This is a genomic window from Tissierella carlieri (assembly GCF_018917285.1).
GTDB classification, from domain to species: Bacteria; Bacillota; Clostridia; order Tissierellales; family Tissierellaceae; genus Tissierella; species Tissierella carlieri.
Map to the genome: position 1 here is coordinate 13,957 of NZ_JAHLOH010000050.1, position 16,349 is coordinate 30,305.

Sequence of the window (16,349 nt, forward strand, 5' to 3'; positions counted from 1 at the left end):
TTTTAAACATTAAATAATATTAAAGGGAGGATTTTTTATGGCATTTGATAATCTTTTTAGTCCTATAAAGATTAGAGGTATGGAGCTTAAAAATAGAGTTGTATTTCCAGCAATGGGAACAAAGATGCCCAGTGAAGATAAATATGTTACACAGCAAATTATAGACTACCATGTAGCTAGAGTATTAGGTGGAAATGGCTTGAACTTTACCGAAGTATGTGGAGTACATGATCCATCTACCCCTAAAAATTTTCTTTCCATTGGTGATGACAAGTATATTCCTAGATTAAAAAAACTTGTTGATGCTATACATTCTGCCGGAGGAAAAGCAGGTATACAACTTTGGCAAGGAGGCATGGCTACAGCTAGTTACCAAAATCAAGATATAATATTAGTTAGTGATACTCCAATTTATGGAACTGATAAGGTAATACCCGGTGCAAGTATTGAAACTATAAAAGAAGTAATAAAATCCTTTGGTTATGCTGCTAGGCGTGCAGTTGAAGCAGGATTTGACTGTATAGAATTTCATGCTGGTCATAATTATTTACCACATGCATTTTTAAGTCCATTCTTCAATAAAAGAACTGACGAATATGGTGGCTCCTTTGAAAATAGAGTGAGATTTTTAATCGAATGTATAGAATCCATTCGTAATAATATACCAGAGGATATGCCTTTATTTATGCGTATCGTAGCACATGATGATAATTTAGAAAATGGTATAACTATCGAAGAAACAATTGAGTTTTGTAAATTAGCTAAGAAAGCTGGCATAGATGTACTTAATGTATCACGTGGAAACTTCTCATCAGCAGCAATAAAATATGAAGTACCCCCAGTTGACCTGCCAAGAGGATTTAATGTTGATAATGCAGAAAGAATAAAAAAAGAAACAGAAATGATTACAATAGCAGTTGGCCGTATCAATGATCCTTCTCAAGCAGATGAAATAATTAAAGGTGGAAAAGCTGATATGGTAGTAGTGGGCCGCGGTCAATTAGCTGATCCAGAATTCTGCAACAAAGCATCTTCAGGTAAAGAAAATACTATTGTAAAATGCGTAGGCTGTAATCAAGGTTGCTATGATGGGTTTGTAAATCCACAGGTACCATATATTACATGTTTAAGAAATCCAGCATTAGGCAAAGAAGCAGAATATAGACTCATAAAAACGGATAATCCTAAGAAAATTTTAATAGCTGGTGGTGGTGTAGCAGGACTAGAAGCTGCCATTACCTTAAAACGTAGAGGTCATACCCCTATATTATGTGAATCTAATAATTCTCTTGGTGGACAATTTGTCCTTGCTGGTGAAGCACCACGAAAAGAAGAATTGAAAACAGCAGCACTATCTATGGGCGAAATGGCAAAATTAGAAAATGTTGAAATAAGACTATCTACTCCTGTTACTCCTGAACTTATTAAGAAAATAAATCCAGATGAGGTTATAATAGCAATAGGTGCTGAGCCAATTAAACCAAATATTACAGGCAGCAATGGAGATCATGTAACAAACTCTCATGATATATTGGCTGGAAACTCAACTGCAAATGGAAATGTTGTAGTTATTGGTGGAGGTCTTGTCGGATTGGAAGTTGCTGAATATCTTTCTGAATCAGCTAACAGTATTACAGTTGTAGAAATGCTAGATCAAGTAGCAAAGGATCTTGGTCAACTTCGTAAAATATGTGTAATGGAAAGCCTTCATACACACAATATAAAAACATTTACATCTGCCAAATGTGTCGAAATTAAAGAGGATGCTGTAATAATAGAAAAAGATGGGGAACTTCAAGCAATCCCTTGTAATTCTGTTGTAATTGCAATAGGAGCAAAATCTCGTGCATCTAATGATATTATAATGTACTGTGATGAAAATAATATTCCTTACCACACTATTGGTGATGCAGTACGTGCACGTAGAGCACTTAATGCTACAGCTGAAGCTGCGGAAGTAGCAAGGGCAATATAAATAATCATAACTACCCGTAAATGAAGTGCACCCCAAAAGTTAAAAATATTTTTAACTTTTGGGGTGCACTTCATTAGCGAGTGGTATTCATAAACAATAGAATAGGCACTAGGTTAGCAACCTAGCGCTTAAATCATTAAATTCTTGGCTTAGTTGGATCACAGTCTGGCATATTAATTTGAGATACCTGAGATAGCTTAATTAAATAATAACATTCTTCTCTAAACATGTGGTCAGGCATAAGGGGCATTAATGTTCCAACTGCTTCCTTAGATATTCTAAGTTCCTGTATTTCTTTTAGAAACATCATAAATAATAGTATCTTTAATTCCACTTGATTATTTAACCTATGTAAAGCTGGAAATTCTTGTAGACCTGCTCTCAAATATCCTGAAAATTCATGTGCTTTATTATATAAATCACTAAAACATATTACAAATTCTTTACTTTTCTTTCTTAAATCTTTTTCAACGCTATCTAATTCACATAGAATCGCACCCGCATGCCCTTCAGCATCTGGAAGCCATAGATTATGATAATGTAAAGGATGGGCAGTAGGTACTTCATTATTTAATAAAAAACTTAAAATCCTTAGATATTCTTCTAACTCATTTACCATATGGTTTATAAATGTAGGTGTAAGCCCTATTAATATCTCCCCTACTAGATGTTCCCTTAATAATTGTAGTTTGAATTCTCCAATATCTTTAGCATGTTGGTAAGCCTTTTGTGTTAATCTTTGAATTTCATCGATAGATAATGGTTTTCTAGCCTCGTCTAGTAGCAGATCAAATATGTCAATGAAATACTTAGCTTTTTCAATCTTGTCAATTTCAGAAGGCGACAAAGTATTATAAATAAATCTTCCATGGTCACCTAATATCTGAAGCCAAAATCGATGTTCAAATAGAGCTGTACTTTCAAAATTAATATTACTCAAATATATCACTCCAATCATAAATACTATTCAATAATATATTTATGATTGAAATTTTAAGAAATGTATAATTTATGCTGTTTCATAAGCTTTGTACAAATTTAATATATAAGAAATGAATTTTTTAATGATTTTAGCCGTTCTTTTGAATAGCTTCTAAATTTAATTTCAAATTTAAATAAAAGAATTAAATTAAATTTTAAATTAATATATGTTATTTCATGAAACCTAATGAGATATAAAAACAATATAAACTCTTGAATCAGCCAACTTTCTCATAGGTTTAAGAGAAACATCAGTAAGAGTCTATGAAAAGAAACTCATTGTAAAGAATAAAGACTCCTTATAAGGAGTCTTTATTAGCTAATATATGGTTAGTATAAAAGAATCTATTCTAATTCAAAAAGCGGAAGATACTTCAAGAAAATAATATCTTTTCTATCTGCTGCTTCACCTTCCGCTAATATAGCCGCCTTAGCAGCGACAATACCTCCCGCAGACTCTACAAGCCTTTCAATTGCCTGAATCGATTCTCCAGTACTTATAACATCATCGATGATACCTACTCTCTTGCCTTTTATATATTCAGCATCTTGTTCATCTAAACACAACAATTGTTTCTTTTGTGTTGTAATAGATACAACTTCATCTATAATAGGTGAATTCATATAAGGCTTAATACTTTTTCTAGCTACAATATATTTTTTCATCTTTAACAATCTTGATATTTCAAATACTAAAGGAATTCCTTTTGCCTCCGCAGTTATTAGTATATCAACATCAGGTAATTTCTTTACAATTTCAGGAGCTGCTGCACAGACTAACTCAGTATCTCCTAGTATTACAAAGCTTGCAATACTTAGATTATCATTAATCTGTATAATAGGTAGCTCACGTGTTACTCCTGCTACTTCAATAGAATATGTCTTTTCCATTATCTTATTCCTCCTTATTTATTACATTCCTAATATACTGGCAAATGTTTTAAATATAATTCCTGCAAGCATACCTAAGAACGGATCAGTGATTGCTGTCACAGTCATGGTTATTCCTCCAACAATTGCACCTCCTGGCACACCTGTTACAGTTAAAGCAGCTGTAGCGTTAGTAGGTACTGTCACGATGGCTCCCAATACGAATAAAAATCCAGCAATTGACTCACTAGGTATATATTTTGCCATTTTAGGCAATAAGCCTGCAAATAAAATAATTGCCATCAAACCCATCATTAAAACGCCTGACATCAAAGGATGTGGTGCACCTCCTGTTGCAGAAATAATAGACTCAACGGGTCCACCTCCAAATATTGCAGATGCAAGGTCTGCTAAGCTACTTACAATGGATAAATGGTCAATGTTTACATTAGTATTTGCAATACTTCCAGTAATCTTTCCAAAAGCAATATTTGCTCCAACATTTAAGCATATCATGGCTAAAGCACCACGAACAACAGAAATATTTATAATAGGCTTCTGGAAAACTATTTTTTCTCTTTCAGTGATGTTGATATCGGATTTCTGCTTTAAGATCATTGCAATAGCACTAGTTGCAATAACTGAAATTGCAATTGTATATACTAGATCTTTTGTAATCATATAGGTAATAAAACTAATAGCAATAGATCCATATCCAACAACCTTATTTTTTCTTGCCATATCAACAGCTACACGTGTCAACATAATACCCACACCTGCCATCATCCCACTAGTAATTGCAGGTCCAATAAATGTTACGATTCTTTCAAGAAGTCCAAATATACCTATAATAGTCATCCCTATTCCACCTAAAATGACCATAGATATTCTTTCTTTCATATCTTTTCCCATTGTTCCAGCTAAAGTAATAGTCTCAGCCTGAAATGAAACTGGTGCTACTACACCTAAAACTAAACATCCAATAGCCCCAACAACAAATGCAAAAGCTGTGGGTACAGATGCAAATCCAAATGATAATGCCAAAAGTCCTTGAGGTAATCCATTAAGAATAACACTAAGTGCTGCAAGTAAATCTTTTAATAAGTCCATTTATGTCTCTCCTTTATGTTGCTCTCAAACAATGGAATACATACATAAACAAAAGACTGGAACTCTTCCCTATAGGAAAGAATGCCAGTCTTTTCAAAACGAAAACAAAGGTTAGAATTGATATATCCACCTTTGTAGTTTTATCTGTTATCCTGACCCATAGTAGGATATTTTACGGCTATCCTGTAGAAACTCCCGAACCATATTATCGGGATTATATGAGAGCAAATATTTTATTTTAACGTAATAAATATATCAGATATTTCGACATTTTTCAACATTTTTCTACTCTAATTTTAAAACATAAAACAAATGTTGGTTTTATAAGCAAGTGGGTATCATTATATTATTACAATATTAAAAGGAGGAATACTTTTGAAAGCATTATTTACTTTTAAATACAAAGATGATGAAATGAAAAGCCTAGAAAAACTAGGTTTTGATATAATATTCAAAGATGAAAGGGATATCACCTTTTCCGAGGAAATAAAGGATATAGATTTAATGGTATGCTTTGATCCATTTAATAAAATAGATATTGAGCTGTTTCCAAATCTTAAATGGATTCAACTTTTAAGTGCAGGTATCAATCAAGTTCCAATAGATAAAATCATAGCTCAAGATATTATTCTTACTAATAATAGAGGCGGATATAGTATACCAATAGCTGAATGGATAGTGCTTAAGATATTAGAAATGATTAAAAATAGTAAAGAGTTCTATGATAAACAAAATAAGAAAACATGGAAAATGGATACTTCACTTTTAGAATTATATGGAAAAACTGTAGGATTTATGGGAACTGGCTCTATAGCACAAGAAGCTGCTAAAAAACTAGAGGGATTTGGTGTAAAAATACTAGGAATTAATGCTAGTGGAAGAAATGTAAATCATTTTCACCAATGTTTTAGTATAGATAAAATAAATGACATAGTTTCTCGATGTGATTTCTTAGTAATAGCCGCTCCTTATACAGATAATACCCATCATCTCATAGATGACAGTGTATTCGCTAATATGAAAGATGGAACTTACTTAGTTAATATTGCTCGTGGAAGCATTATAGATGAAAGTGCACTTATCAATAATCTACAATCTGGTAAAATTAAAAAAGCTGCTCTTGATGTTTTTGAAGTAGAGCCTTTATCAGAAGATAATCCTTTGTGGGAAATGGATAATGTGATTATATCTCCTCATAATTCTTGGGCTTCAGAAATGTATAGTAGGAGAAGATACGAGATAGCCTATGAAAATATGAAAAGATATATAAATAACGAAGAACTCATTAATGCAGTTAATTTGAAAATAGGATACTAATTTGTATGTTGAGTATTAATGTATAAAAAATAGTAAAAAAATCTATCCTTGTCAATCATGATTTTGTACTAATCAAGGATAAGGAACACGCTGACAACCTACATAAACACTACATTTTTTTGCAGGTTGTCGACGTTTCTTTTATACCTGTGAATGAGGGAAAATATTGATTGTGGTGTTTCAGCGTCAAAAAGAAAGAGCCGATAATCCCAGGTTGTATTTCCGTAGATAGGACATAAAATCCATTCGGTATTTACCATTCCAGCACCTCATTTCATAAATATATTTTTGAATGAAACTATAATGATCGGTGCATACATACAAAGCAAACTTAATCTTTGCCATATTCCCTCATTAGAAATTATAGTATTTTCAAATCTTGCCTTATCAGCCATTACAAACAAAGCAAAAAACAGTATAGACAAAGCAAAAAATATAAACGACATAACACTACAAACTACCTCGTTTGAACGCATAGAAACAATGCCAATAATCAAAGGAACAAAGGTTAAAACAAAAAATCCTAAAACAGAGCCATACCCATGTATTTTTTCGGGTAGAGTTGTAAGTGCCTTTGTTTCCCCAACCGAAAATATACCGGATAATATGCAAGCTCCAATGGCATAAAACACTACGCAAAATAGCAATACTTGTGAAAGTATATTTGAAGCAGATAAATATATTGCATACAATTTTAAACTGCCAAGAATAAGCATAATTCCTGCAGCAATGAGCCACAAGTTATATATTAAATGTACTGGGGAATTGCGATTACCTAACAAACTCATCACCATTGTCATATGATTATACTTTTTGCAAAATGGAGCAAGAAAAAAAGGTATAAGCAAATCGCCAATCGTTGCAATGAGTAAGAGAATGAAACCTACATCTGACACACCAAAGGATTCTGTCATATTATTTATCATCTGGCTTAAACTCCCCTAACCCTTTAAGGATTTTTACTGCAACTTCTTGCATAACATCTGCTTTTGTAATAGCAATCCCTTGTTCCTCATCTCCTAAAACCAATAAAATGTCTCCTGGTTTTATATCAAACAAATCTCTTGCTTCTTTAGGAATTACAATTTGTCCTCGTTCTCCTACCTTGACTGTTCCAAAAATATGTTTACCTTTTGGCAATGACATTTTCAACCCCTCCACATTCATACTTTTCATACTAACATGAAAAGTATATCATCAATCAAATGGTAAGTCAAGAAAACGCCCGTCCAAAATTGTATTATATGCTTTATTTCAGTCAATACTGATATGTATACTCATATCCCAAAGGAAAGGTGAACGATAAAATGTAATAGGGTGAAATATTATGAAGCGGGCAACAAAAAAATTTGATTTCAAAACTTTCGATCAAGCCATTAAAGCTTTCTCTTGCCCTATCAAAATAGCACCAGATACAGGGCTTCTTTCGTCCCTACTGCGTGACAGAAAGGTATGAAAAAAGCAGCGTTCCTATATTCCCGTATGGGAATTAGTAAACGCCGCCTATGAGGTGCTTATTTAGTTTTCGTCGTTCACTTCACCAGACGGGAGTTTAAACTATTTTTACAAGATACGTCTCAAAAATTCTCTCGTACGCTCCTCAACTGGGTTGTTGAAGATTTGTTCTGGACTTCCTTCTTCTGCAATAACTCCTCTATCCATAAATACCACACGATCTGCCACTTCCTTTGCAAATTCCATTTCATGCGTTACTACTAGCATGGTAAGACCTCTATCGGCAAGCTCCTTCATAACCTTAAGAACTTCACCTACCATCTCTGGGTCGAGGGCAGATGTAGGTTCATCAAATAGCATAACATCAGGTTCCATGGAAAGTGCTCTAGCAATGGCTACACGCTGTTTTTGTCCTCCTGACAATTGCTTTGGCTTTGCATCAATATATTGGTCCATTCCAACAACATTCAAATATTTCATAGCTATATTTTCAGCCTCTTCTTTAGAATTTCTCAAGACTTTCATTTGCCCTACTATACAATTATTTAAAACATTATGATTATTAAATAAGTTAAATTGTTGGAATACCATTCCTAGCTTTGTACGATATTCATAGATATCTTGATTATCATCTAAAATATTCTCTCCTCTATAAAGAATTTCACCACCATTTGGTTTCTCTAAAAGATTAACACAACGAAGAAGAGTTGATTTACCTGAACCAGAGGAGCCAATAATACAAACTACTTCTCCTTTATTTACTGAAAAATTAATGTCTCTTAATACTTCATGAGTTCCAAAGGATTTACTTAAATGTCGAATATCTAATATCTTTTCCATATTTGTCCTTCTTTCTCTAATATCGATTCGCATTGAAATCTTCTATTCTATCTATCATATTCTTCATGTGTTTATACTTACATTTGATTAGCATATATAATATAATTTTCAGGACCATCTAGTTTTCTTTCGATATATCGTAAAATTCTTGTCACTGTAAATGTCATTATAAAATAAAGAATACATGCAACAAAAAATGATTCAAAATATCTAAAGTTGTTTCCTGCAACTGATTTTGTTTGAAAATATAATTCTGTTACAGAAATTACATTAAGAACTGATGTATCTTTTATATTAATTACAAATTCATTCCCCATTGCTGGTAAAATATTACGAATTGCTTGTGGTAATACTACATTTACCATAGTTTGAATATGGTTCATACCTATAGCTTGAGCTGCTTCGAATTGCCCTTTATCAATAGAAACAATACCACCACGAACAATTTCTGACATATATGCCCCCGTGTTAATAGATACTATAAATATAGCTGCAAAAATTCGATTCATATCTATACCAAATGCTGAAGCAGACCCATAATAAATTACCATTGCTTGTACAATCATTGGCGTTCCACGAAATATTTCTATATAAATAGAAAGAATAGCATTAATAAATTTAAAAATAATTTTCTTTACTCCCCTTTCAAGTATTGGAACAGTACGTATAACTCCTATTAGCAAACCAATAATAAAACCCACAATAGTACCAACCATGGAAATTATAAGTGTCATACCAGCTCCACGAAGAAACATTATCCCATTATTTGAAATAATTTTTAGTATCCACTCAAAACTCATTTTTCTCCTCCTATTCTGCTGCGGGCTGATTCTTAATAGCATCATCCATAATAGCTTCTTGTTCTTCTTCTGAAATAGCTTTTAATATTTCATTGATTTTTTCAGTTAAATTACTACCTTTTACAACACCTACAGCAATCGCAGTGTCTTCATCTGATGTATCGAATCCATCTCTAAACTCTATCATTTTGAAATTTTTGTTTGCAGTTTCAGCACTAATACCTTCTGGACGTTCAGAGATATATCCATCAATCATTCCTGATTCAAGTGCAACCCTCATTGCTGGGAAATTATCCATAGCTGGCTGCTTATCTACATCTTGAATCTGATCAACTACGGAATAATGAAATGTATTTAATTGAGCAGTTATTTTTGCTCCCTTAAAATCTTGGATAGAGGTAGCATCTTCATATTTTCCACCTTTCTGAACAACCATAACTAAATTAGATTTATAGTAATTCTCCGAGAAGTCGATTGTCTCTTTACGTTCAGCTGTTGGTGACATACCTGCAACAATTGCATCAATTTTTCCTGAAGTTAATGCTGGTACAAGACCATCCCATTCGGTTTTAACTATAACTAATTCCCTTCCTAAACCTTCTGCGATTTTCTTAGCGATCTCCACATCGTATCCACCTACAAATTCTGCGGCACCATCTATTTTAATCCCGCCATTGGAATCATCCACTTGAGTCCAATTGAACGGTGCATATCCTGCTTCAAGACCTACCCTAAATGTTTCTTTTTCAGCTACCTCTACCTTTGCATCTTTTACACTACTGTTTGTACCACATCCTGTTAATACCATTGTTGCTAATAAAGATATCATCATTAATACCGATAATTTTTTTCTCATGACTAGTTCCTCCTGTTGTCTTAATTTTAATATAGTATTTTTACTAAAAGGTTAACTTGCCACTTGCTATACGAGTCATGCTATTTTTGACAACAAAAAGACCTGAGATAGACTCAGGTCCTAATAGACATAGTAATACCTAATTCCCCTCCTTTTCCCAAAATGAGATAGCACAACTCAATAAACTGGGAAAGTTTATTGAGACAGTCCTGCAGTTCTTAACTGCAGACCCAGCAAGTAATACTGAGAATATTACAAGCTTCGGCAACATTTCCTTCTCCTTAGCATCTTTGCTTTCTCATGCTCAACTAAAGACTGTTAAATATCGCGCCTCTACCTCACTTGTAAAAGTGAGGCCTTATTCAATTGTTTGATATAGCTTACAATAAATTTATTTATCTGTCAACCCATTTATAAATTTTTTAAAAATTCTAATTTCATCTTCCATAGAATATTTTATAGTTAATTATTTTATTTATCTAGTTTAAAAATTAATAAAAATCGGCCTCACTACCAATAAGCCATCCTTTTATTAAGAATCAAATTTTAGAAGCTTCTCTTTTTACTATATAAATTTTTCCCTTGTACATTCTGCTAGCTACGAATTTTCATAGTTGCTAAATATAAATAGGACTGCTATTCAATTTCCTTAAATAGACAGTCCTAAAATTATATTAACCCATTAAATGAGTTTCTAATATTTGCTCTTGTTTTAATCCTTGTAAGCCTAAATAATGATTTAAATTATTTAGTAAATATTCTAATTTAACTGGTCCTACAAGTTCTGAACCTGTTACTGCCACACCATATTTCTGAGCTTCAAGTTTAACTAATTCAAAAGCCCTATAAAGCGGAGTATTTGCACAGTCAAACATATTCATTGACACAACTACTCCTTCTCTTTCTGGGAATTTAATTCCTACAGCTCTTATTGTTGAGAATCCACCACTTGGTCCTCTTACTGCTTTTGCTATTTGTTTAGCTATACTTAAATCCTCTGTTCCTAAGAAAACATTATATGCAGTTAGCCCCTCTTTATCTGCTGATACAATAGTTGCCCCATATTTTGGGTTTAATTTTCCATCTACTGATAAATCTGGTTTTCTTGATTCATAATCTGGATGATTATTATCTTCTAGTAGAGCTTTTAATCCTTCATATTGTCCTTTTCTAATAAAGGAAATACTCTTCTTATCTTCAGTTCTAGCATTTTCTCCAGAGAAGAAAATTGGCACTTGGAATTTTGCAAATAATTCTTTTCCGATTTCTTCTGCTAATTCTTTACATTCTTCTACTGTTGTATTCATTAATGGGAATAATGGAATAGTATCTTGTCCACCAATTCTTGGATGTGTTCCCTCTTGTACTGTCATATCAATTAACTCATATGATTTTGCAGCCATTTCTAGTAAAGCTTCTTTAAGTGGAGCTGGTTCACCAATAATTGTTAGAACTGTTCTATTAAAATCATGTTCTGGCTCACAAGTAACAAGTTTTACTCCTTCTTTGTTCTTTATAGTACCAGAAATCGCATCAATTACTTCTTGTCTTCTGCCATCACTAAAATTAGGTACAGCTAAAATATATTTATTTTCCATATCCTCTCTCCTCAATAAAGTAGTTATAGTAAATGTTCTTAGCCATTAAGCCTTTTATATACAGTTTCTAAGGATTTTTCTTTTAAATTCTTAGCTGAACTTAATAAGCTAGATACTTTTTCAGAAATATTCTTTTGATATTCCTCATCCTTTATACTTCCTAGATTAATCGTAACATTTAATAACGCACCTTCTAAGCCTGAGTAAGCAAGTAATACACCTACTCCTATATCTGTTATAGCATTTACATTTCCATATTCAGCAAATACATCTTGTAATTCCAGAACCCTATGACATTTTTCAGCACATTTTAATGGAACTTCTAATGCAATTTTATATCCTTCTTGAATTGCCTGGGATCTAGCTTTTTTCTCTTCATCAGTTTCCTTTGGCATCTTAAACGCTTCCATTACCTTATCAAAAGCATTTGTGTCCTTGTCTACGTCATTTGCTAATTCTTCAAATAATCCTTCTAATTCTTTAGCATTAGACTCCATCTTAGACCTTACATCTTCTGGTAATTCCGAATAATTTTTCTTAGAAAATGTTAATCCTCCAACCATGCTTGTCAAGGCTGAACTTAATGTTCCAACATAAGCTGATACACTTCCACCACCAGGTGTAGGATCACTGCTCTTAGTATCCAATGCATATTGTTTTAAGCTTTTGTCAATAAACAATCTTGACACCTCCATATATCTAATATATAATGCAGTTTAGCATTTTTATTGGTATAATTTGCTTAGGATTTTCCTCTTGATTTTGTTCACTACCCCCAAATTCAAGAAAAATATTCAGAAACTACATTACATATAATATATTAAGCAAGTATTATGCCAAAAAATAAAACTCACTTGTAACTTTTCAAAAAATAGTTAAAGTAAGTTTTATTTTTCATTAATTATACTTGATTCATAGGAAAACTCTAATTTTATCTAATGTTTTTTATTTTAATATTTTCTATGAAATCAATAATAATGATTTATTATATTGAATCAACTATAATTTACACCCAATTAAAATGGGTTTAAAAGTGATTTTTTTCCTTTCTAAATTTAATAATACGTTAAAAACCTCTAAATACAAAGGGAAGCTATTCGAAACCAATTGAAGATTTTTTTCCTCTCATTTAGGAATTTTTTCTCTTTTGGAAATTAAGATCAACTTCTAATTTCTTTGCTTTTTTTCTCAGAGTGCTAACCTCCAACCCTGTTTTCTGACTAAGTTCATGTATATCACTAGTCCTGTAAATATAATCTTCTAATAAAGCTCTTTCATAGCTATAAACATTTTCTTTAAAGAGTTTATTTTCATCTATGTCCATTGACCTTGTTTTGCCAATGTCTCCATATAAAACGTCTACTTCACTAATGACTTCAGATTCCGATGTAACTACAAGCCTTTCAATCTCATTCTGCAGCTCTCTTACATTTCCGGGCCAATCGTAATTAATTAGTAAATTCATAGCCTTTGCAGAAATGATTTTTTCATAATTATAATGGTCATTAAATTTCTTAAGAAAAAAATTAACTAAAGGTACAATATCTGTCTTTCTTTCCCTAAGAGACGGAATCACTATAGGTATAACTTTTAGTCTATAATACAGATCTCTACGAAATGTGCCTTCTTCTACCATAGTATATAGATCCTTATTAGTTGCAGCTATAATCCTTGTATTAATAGATATATTTTTTGTTCCGCCTACTTTTTGAAATACTTTATCTTGAATTAAATTTAAAAGTTTTACTTGTAGATTTAATGGCAATTCTCCGATTTCATCTAAAAACAGAGTTCCTTCATTTGCCAATTGGATTAATCCAACCTTGCCCTCCTTTTTAGCACCTGTAAATGCCCCTTCCTCATATCCAAATAATTCTGATTCTATTAAGCTTTCAGGTAAAGATGAACAGTCTACTTTAACAAATGGGCCGTTCTTTCTATTGCTATGTTCATGTATATATTTACTAAAAATGCCCTTACCAACACCCGATTCTCCTTCTATTAATACTGTGGAGTCTACCTTTGCAATTCTAAGTGCTAAAATCTTTATGTTTTCTATCTCCTTACTTTTAGATATAATAGAATCATTTTGTCCATCTATTGCATTAAGTATATCTAATTCTTTTTGCATTCTCACATTAACACTTTTTAATTCATTAAATTGAAGCTTTAAATTTTCAAGACTAGTCATATCCATAACAGATACAACAACATTTATTAACTCTCCATTTTCATAAATAGGTATACCTGTTGAAAAAATATATCTTCCGTTTACCTTCTGTGTCTTTGCAATCTTCTGTCCTTTTTCTATAACTTCTAAAGCAACTGATTCAGAATAAACTCCATCATGGACAAGCTTCTTCATATCCTTCCCAACAATCCAATCCTCTGAGATTCCCTCAATTTCTTCGCAGATTTTATTATATAAAACTGTTATTCCTTTTCCATCTACTACATGAACGCCAACATCTAAAGAATTAAATATGTCTTTGATTCTTTCTAAATTTAGGCATATATTAATCCTATCTTTATCAGAATTATTTCCCTTAGTATCTTCCATATTAGCACCTCACTTTTATGCAAGTTATTTTAAGTTAATTATAACATTATCATAACTATTTTTTATATTCTGATAATATTATATCATACTTATAATCATATGTTTAAACATAGATTTACTTCATATGATATAAATAAAAAACAGCACTAATTTTAAAAAATAATTATACACAAAAAACGGATTCTGCGGAATCCGTTTTTATATTTTTTGATAATTTTTTTGCTGCCTTACCTCATTAATTATTTTCTATTTTGAGACACCCTCTTTTTATGTGTATTATTTATTTTCCTTAATATTTTCTAGTATACTTTCTACTTTCTCTATGGTAGTATTATCTTTTGGATTAAATTTTTCATTTTCTAGTTCTAAATAACCCATATTTACTATTTTTTCTACACTATCTTTTGCCCATATACTAATATCTTTTTCATCTTTATATGAAAGTTGTTGTTTTTCTGCTGGTTCCATGTTTAAATAAGACACAAATCTGTCCAGTACAACAGCCAATTCTTCTCTTGTTAATAAATCAGAGGGCGCAAAAACATTGGATGATTTTCCTACTATTATATTGTTCTTTACTGCCCAACGACTAGCCTCTTCATAATAAGTGAAGAAAAAAATATCTTTAGGTGTTTCTTTTGCATATTCTAAAGATTCATTATTTTCAAGAGATATCTCATGTAATAAGTGAGCCAATCTTCCTCGTGAAATATATAAGCTTTTATCCTCTCTAGCCTGCAACTTTCCTGAATTATTTTCAATGTAATGAACTGCCGTATCTATACCTTGCATATAGTCATCATAAGTTTGTTCCATTATAATATCAGGTTTAATAGGCTCAATACCATAAGGAATACCACTGTCAAATAAACTATCAATTTCTATATATTTTGTAGAGTGACCTACTTGTATATTCAAGTGAGGCAATTGAAATTGATTCACAGCACCATAATGGTCAACACTTCCACCACTATAAGTCCCCATTAAAATACCATCCATTTCTTTTATCATCATGGCATTTATTGTAGCGGAAGAAAATGTATTTTCACCAATAAGACCTACTATTTCTACATCATTATTGTTTTGATATTCGGTTAATACATATAATAAAGGCATAATCACCCCATCAGAGCCGCCTGTATTATTTCTTAAATCAATAACAACAGTTTGATAGTCATTGCTTTCTAAATCCTTTTGAACATTTAAACTAAATGTTTCCATGGGCAAGTTTTTATCTTCTTGACAAGCATTATATTGAATATAATAAACATTTCCATCTAATGGCATAGAAAAATAAATTTTAGATTTATCCTTAGTTGTTTTTGGCTCTTGTCTACGTTTTTGGGCTAAATATGCCACATCTACCGTATCCGCTGAAGTATCTACAGTATGAAGATAAATTGTTTTTTCCTGATTTTCTTTCTTTACTGTTATTTCTAATTCATCATCTTTTATAATACCTACATAATCAAGAATTTCTTTGACGTTGATAAATTGTCTTAATTGTCTTTGAAGCCACACATCATTATCATGGCTGATAATAGATGCCATTTTATTTTTTACAGTTTCCATATCATATCCATTTAAAGCCACAATTTCCCAGCCAAGATATTCTTCATATTCTGTTTCAATAACATCAAGCACCCATGTTTCAATATGTCTGATGCTAAAAGGATAGATATGTACATCTTTCAAAGCATGACCTATATTCACATTTGTATGCGAATCATTAACCATAGCGACTAAGCTTTGTAAATCAAGGACATACTCCACATTTGACTTTTCATTTACATTTTTTTTAATCTCAGATTTTTTCTCTATAAATTCTTTTTCTGATGTGCTATAAAATATATTAGGATGACTTCCTTTTAATGTTTCATACAAAAAATCTAAATTTTCTTCCCTTTCCGTAATTTCACTGGCATGAACCACTGGAAAAGCACATAATAAAACGGTTAAAATTATAATCATCAGTTTTTTCATTTTT

At 31.9% G+C, this 16,349-nt stretch carries 14 protein-coding genes and 2 riboswitches; of the genes, 2 read left to right on the forward strand and 12 right to left on the reverse strand.

Translation table 11 applies throughout. The features are described 5' to 3' along the window. The first annotated feature begins 37 nt into the window (after positions 1-37). Positions 38-1,975 carry a bile acid Fe-S flavoenzyme BaiCD gene (gene baiCD, locus KQI38_RS18270; protein WP_216561968.1) on the forward strand — a complete coding sequence of 646 codons (1,938 nt, stop codon included), beginning with the start codon at positions 38-40 and terminating at the stop codon, positions 1,973-1,975. A gap of 136 nt (positions 1,976-2,111) precedes the next feature. Here the strand turns inward: baiCD and KQI38_RS18275 are convergent, their stop codons facing one another. From KQI38_RS18275 to KQI38_RS18285, 3 genes are all read right to left on the reverse strand, one after another. Beyond that, positions 2,112-2,915 carry a DUF2935 domain-containing protein gene (locus KQI38_RS18275; RefSeq protein WP_216561970.1) on the reverse strand — a complete coding sequence of 268 codons (804 nt, stop codon included), beginning with the start codon at positions 2,913-2,915 and terminating at the stop codon, positions 2,112-2,114. Between the two features lie 386 nt (positions 2,916-3,301). After that, the gene (locus KQI38_RS18280; protein ID WP_216561972.1) at positions 3,302-3,847 is read right to left on the reverse strand and encodes a phosphoribosyltransferase family protein; all 546 of its coding nucleotides are present in this window, start codon (positions 3,845-3,847) and stop codon (positions 3,302-3,304) included. Between the two features lie 21 nt (positions 3,848-3,868). Then, positions 3,869-4,936: an NCS2 family permease gene (locus KQI38_RS18285; protein ID WP_216561974.1), complete on the reverse strand. Its 1,068-nt coding sequence runs from the start codon at positions 4,934-4,936 to the stop codon at positions 3,869-3,871. Positions 4,937-5,076: 140 nt separating this feature from the next. Next, positions 5,077-5,178: riboswitch (purine riboswitch) on the reverse strand. A 133-nt stretch (positions 5,179-5,311) separates the two neighbouring features. Between KQI38_RS18285 and KQI38_RS18290 the strand changes: the two genes are divergently transcribed. After that, positions 5,312-6,253, forward strand: a complete 942-nt coding sequence (locus tag KQI38_RS18290; RefSeq protein ID WP_216561976.1) for a phosphoglycerate dehydrogenase — start codon at positions 5,312-5,314, stop codon at positions 6,251-6,253. A gap of 269 nt (positions 6,254-6,522) precedes the next feature. On the opposite strand, the gene KQI38_RS18295 is transcribed toward KQI38_RS18290, so the two are convergent. From KQI38_RS18295 to KQI38_RS18335, 9 genes are all read right to left on the reverse strand, one after another. Beyond that, positions 6,523-7,179: a DUF998 domain-containing protein gene (locus KQI38_RS18295; RefSeq protein WP_216561978.1), complete on the reverse strand. Its 657-nt coding sequence runs from the start codon at positions 7,177-7,179 to the stop codon at positions 6,523-6,525. Beyond that, positions 7,169-7,399 (reverse strand): AbrB/MazE/SpoVT family DNA-binding domain-containing protein, encoded by a 231-nt coding sequence (locus KQI38_RS18300; RefSeq protein WP_216561980.1) that lies wholly within the window; start codon positions 7,397-7,399, stop codon positions 7,169-7,171. The genes KQI38_RS18295 and KQI38_RS18300 overlap by 11 nt, the downstream gene beginning before the upstream one ends. Positions 7,400-7,816: 417 nt before the next feature. Further along, positions 7,817-8,548: an amino acid ABC transporter ATP-binding protein gene (locus tag KQI38_RS18305; RefSeq protein WP_246565921.1), complete on the reverse strand. Its 732-nt coding sequence runs from the start codon at positions 8,546-8,548 to the stop codon at positions 7,817-7,819. A 77-nt stretch (positions 8,549-8,625) separates the two neighbouring features. Next, entirely contained in the window at positions 8,626-9,348 is a 723-nt protein-coding gene (locus KQI38_RS18310; protein WP_246565922.1) for an amino acid ABC transporter permease, read from the reverse strand. A gap of 10 nt (positions 9,349-9,358) precedes the next feature. Further along, positions 9,359-10,204, reverse strand: coding sequence for a transporter substrate-binding domain-containing protein (locus KQI38_RS18315; RefSeq protein ID WP_216561982.1), 846 nt, complete (start codon positions 10,202-10,204; stop codon positions 9,359-9,361). 160 nt (positions 10,205-10,364) lie between these two features. Further along, positions 10,365-10,548, reverse strand: a riboswitch (Lysine riboswitch). 330 nt (positions 10,549-10,878) lie between these two features. Further along, on the reverse strand, positions 10,879-11,802 hold the full coding sequence (ftcD, locus tag KQI38_RS18320) for a glutamate formimidoyltransferase (RefSeq protein WP_216561984.1): 924 nt from the start codon (positions 11,800-11,802) through the stop codon (positions 10,879-10,881). Positions 11,803-11,840: 38 nt separating this feature from the next. Continuing rightward, complete coding sequence (locus KQI38_RS18325; protein WP_216561986.1) at positions 11,841-12,482, reverse strand: cyclodeaminase/cyclohydrolase family protein; 642 nt, start codon at positions 12,480-12,482, stop codon at positions 11,841-11,843. Positions 12,483-12,931: 449 nt separating this feature from the next. After that, on the reverse strand, positions 12,932-14,362 hold the full coding sequence (locus tag KQI38_RS18330) for a sigma-54 interaction domain-containing protein (RefSeq protein ID WP_216561988.1): 1,431 nt from the start codon (positions 14,360-14,362) through the stop codon (positions 12,932-12,934). A 276-nt stretch (positions 14,363-14,638) separates the two neighbouring features. Further along, entirely contained in the window at positions 14,639-16,345 is a 1,707-nt protein-coding gene (locus KQI38_RS18335) for an S-layer homology domain-containing protein (protein WP_216561990.1), read from the reverse strand. Between the last annotated feature and the right edge of the window lie 4 nt (positions 16,346-16,349).

Excerpts from the sequence above, each read along its gene's own strand:
- baiCD (WP_216561968.1), top strand. The coding sequence starts at position 38 with ATGGCATTTGATAATCTTTTTAGTCCTATAAAGATTAGAGGTATGGAG.
- KQI38_RS18280 (WP_216561972.1), bottom strand. The coding sequence starts at position 3,847 with ATGGAAAAGACATATTCTATTGAAGTAGCAGGAGTAACACGTGAGCTA.
- KQI38_RS18285 (WP_216561974.1), bottom strand. The coding sequence starts at position 4,936 with ATGGACTTATTAAAAGATTTACTTGCAGCACTTAGTGTTATTCTTAAT.
- KQI38_RS18295 (WP_216561978.1), bottom strand. The coding sequence starts at position 7,179 with ATGATAAATAATATGACAGAATCCTTTGGTGTGTCAGATGTAGGTTTC.
- KQI38_RS18300 (WP_216561980.1), bottom strand. The coding sequence starts at position 7,399 with ATGTCATTGCCAAAAGGTAAACATATTTTTGGAACAGTCAAGGTAGGA.
- KQI38_RS18305 (WP_246565921.1), bottom strand. The coding sequence starts at position 8,548 with ATGGAAAAGATATTAGATATTCGACATTTAAGTAAATCCTTTGGAACT.
- KQI38_RS18310 (WP_246565922.1), bottom strand. The coding sequence starts at position 9,348 with ATGAGTTTTGAGTGGATACTAAAAATTATTTCAAATAATGGGATAATG.
- KQI38_RS18315 (WP_216561982.1), bottom strand. The coding sequence starts at position 10,204 with ATGAGAAAAAAATTATCGGTATTAATGATGATATCTTTATTAGCAACA.
- ftcD (WP_216561984.1), bottom strand. The coding sequence starts at position 11,802 with ATGGAAAATAAATATATTTTAGCTGTACCTAATTTTAGTGATGGCAGA.
- KQI38_RS18330 (WP_216561988.1), bottom strand. The coding sequence starts at position 14,362 with ATGGAAGATACTAAGGGAAATAATTCTGATAAAGATAGGATTAATATA.
- KQI38_RS18335 (WP_216561990.1), bottom strand. The coding sequence starts at position 16,345 with ATGAAAAAACTGATGATTATAATTTTAACCGTTTTATTATGTGCTTTT.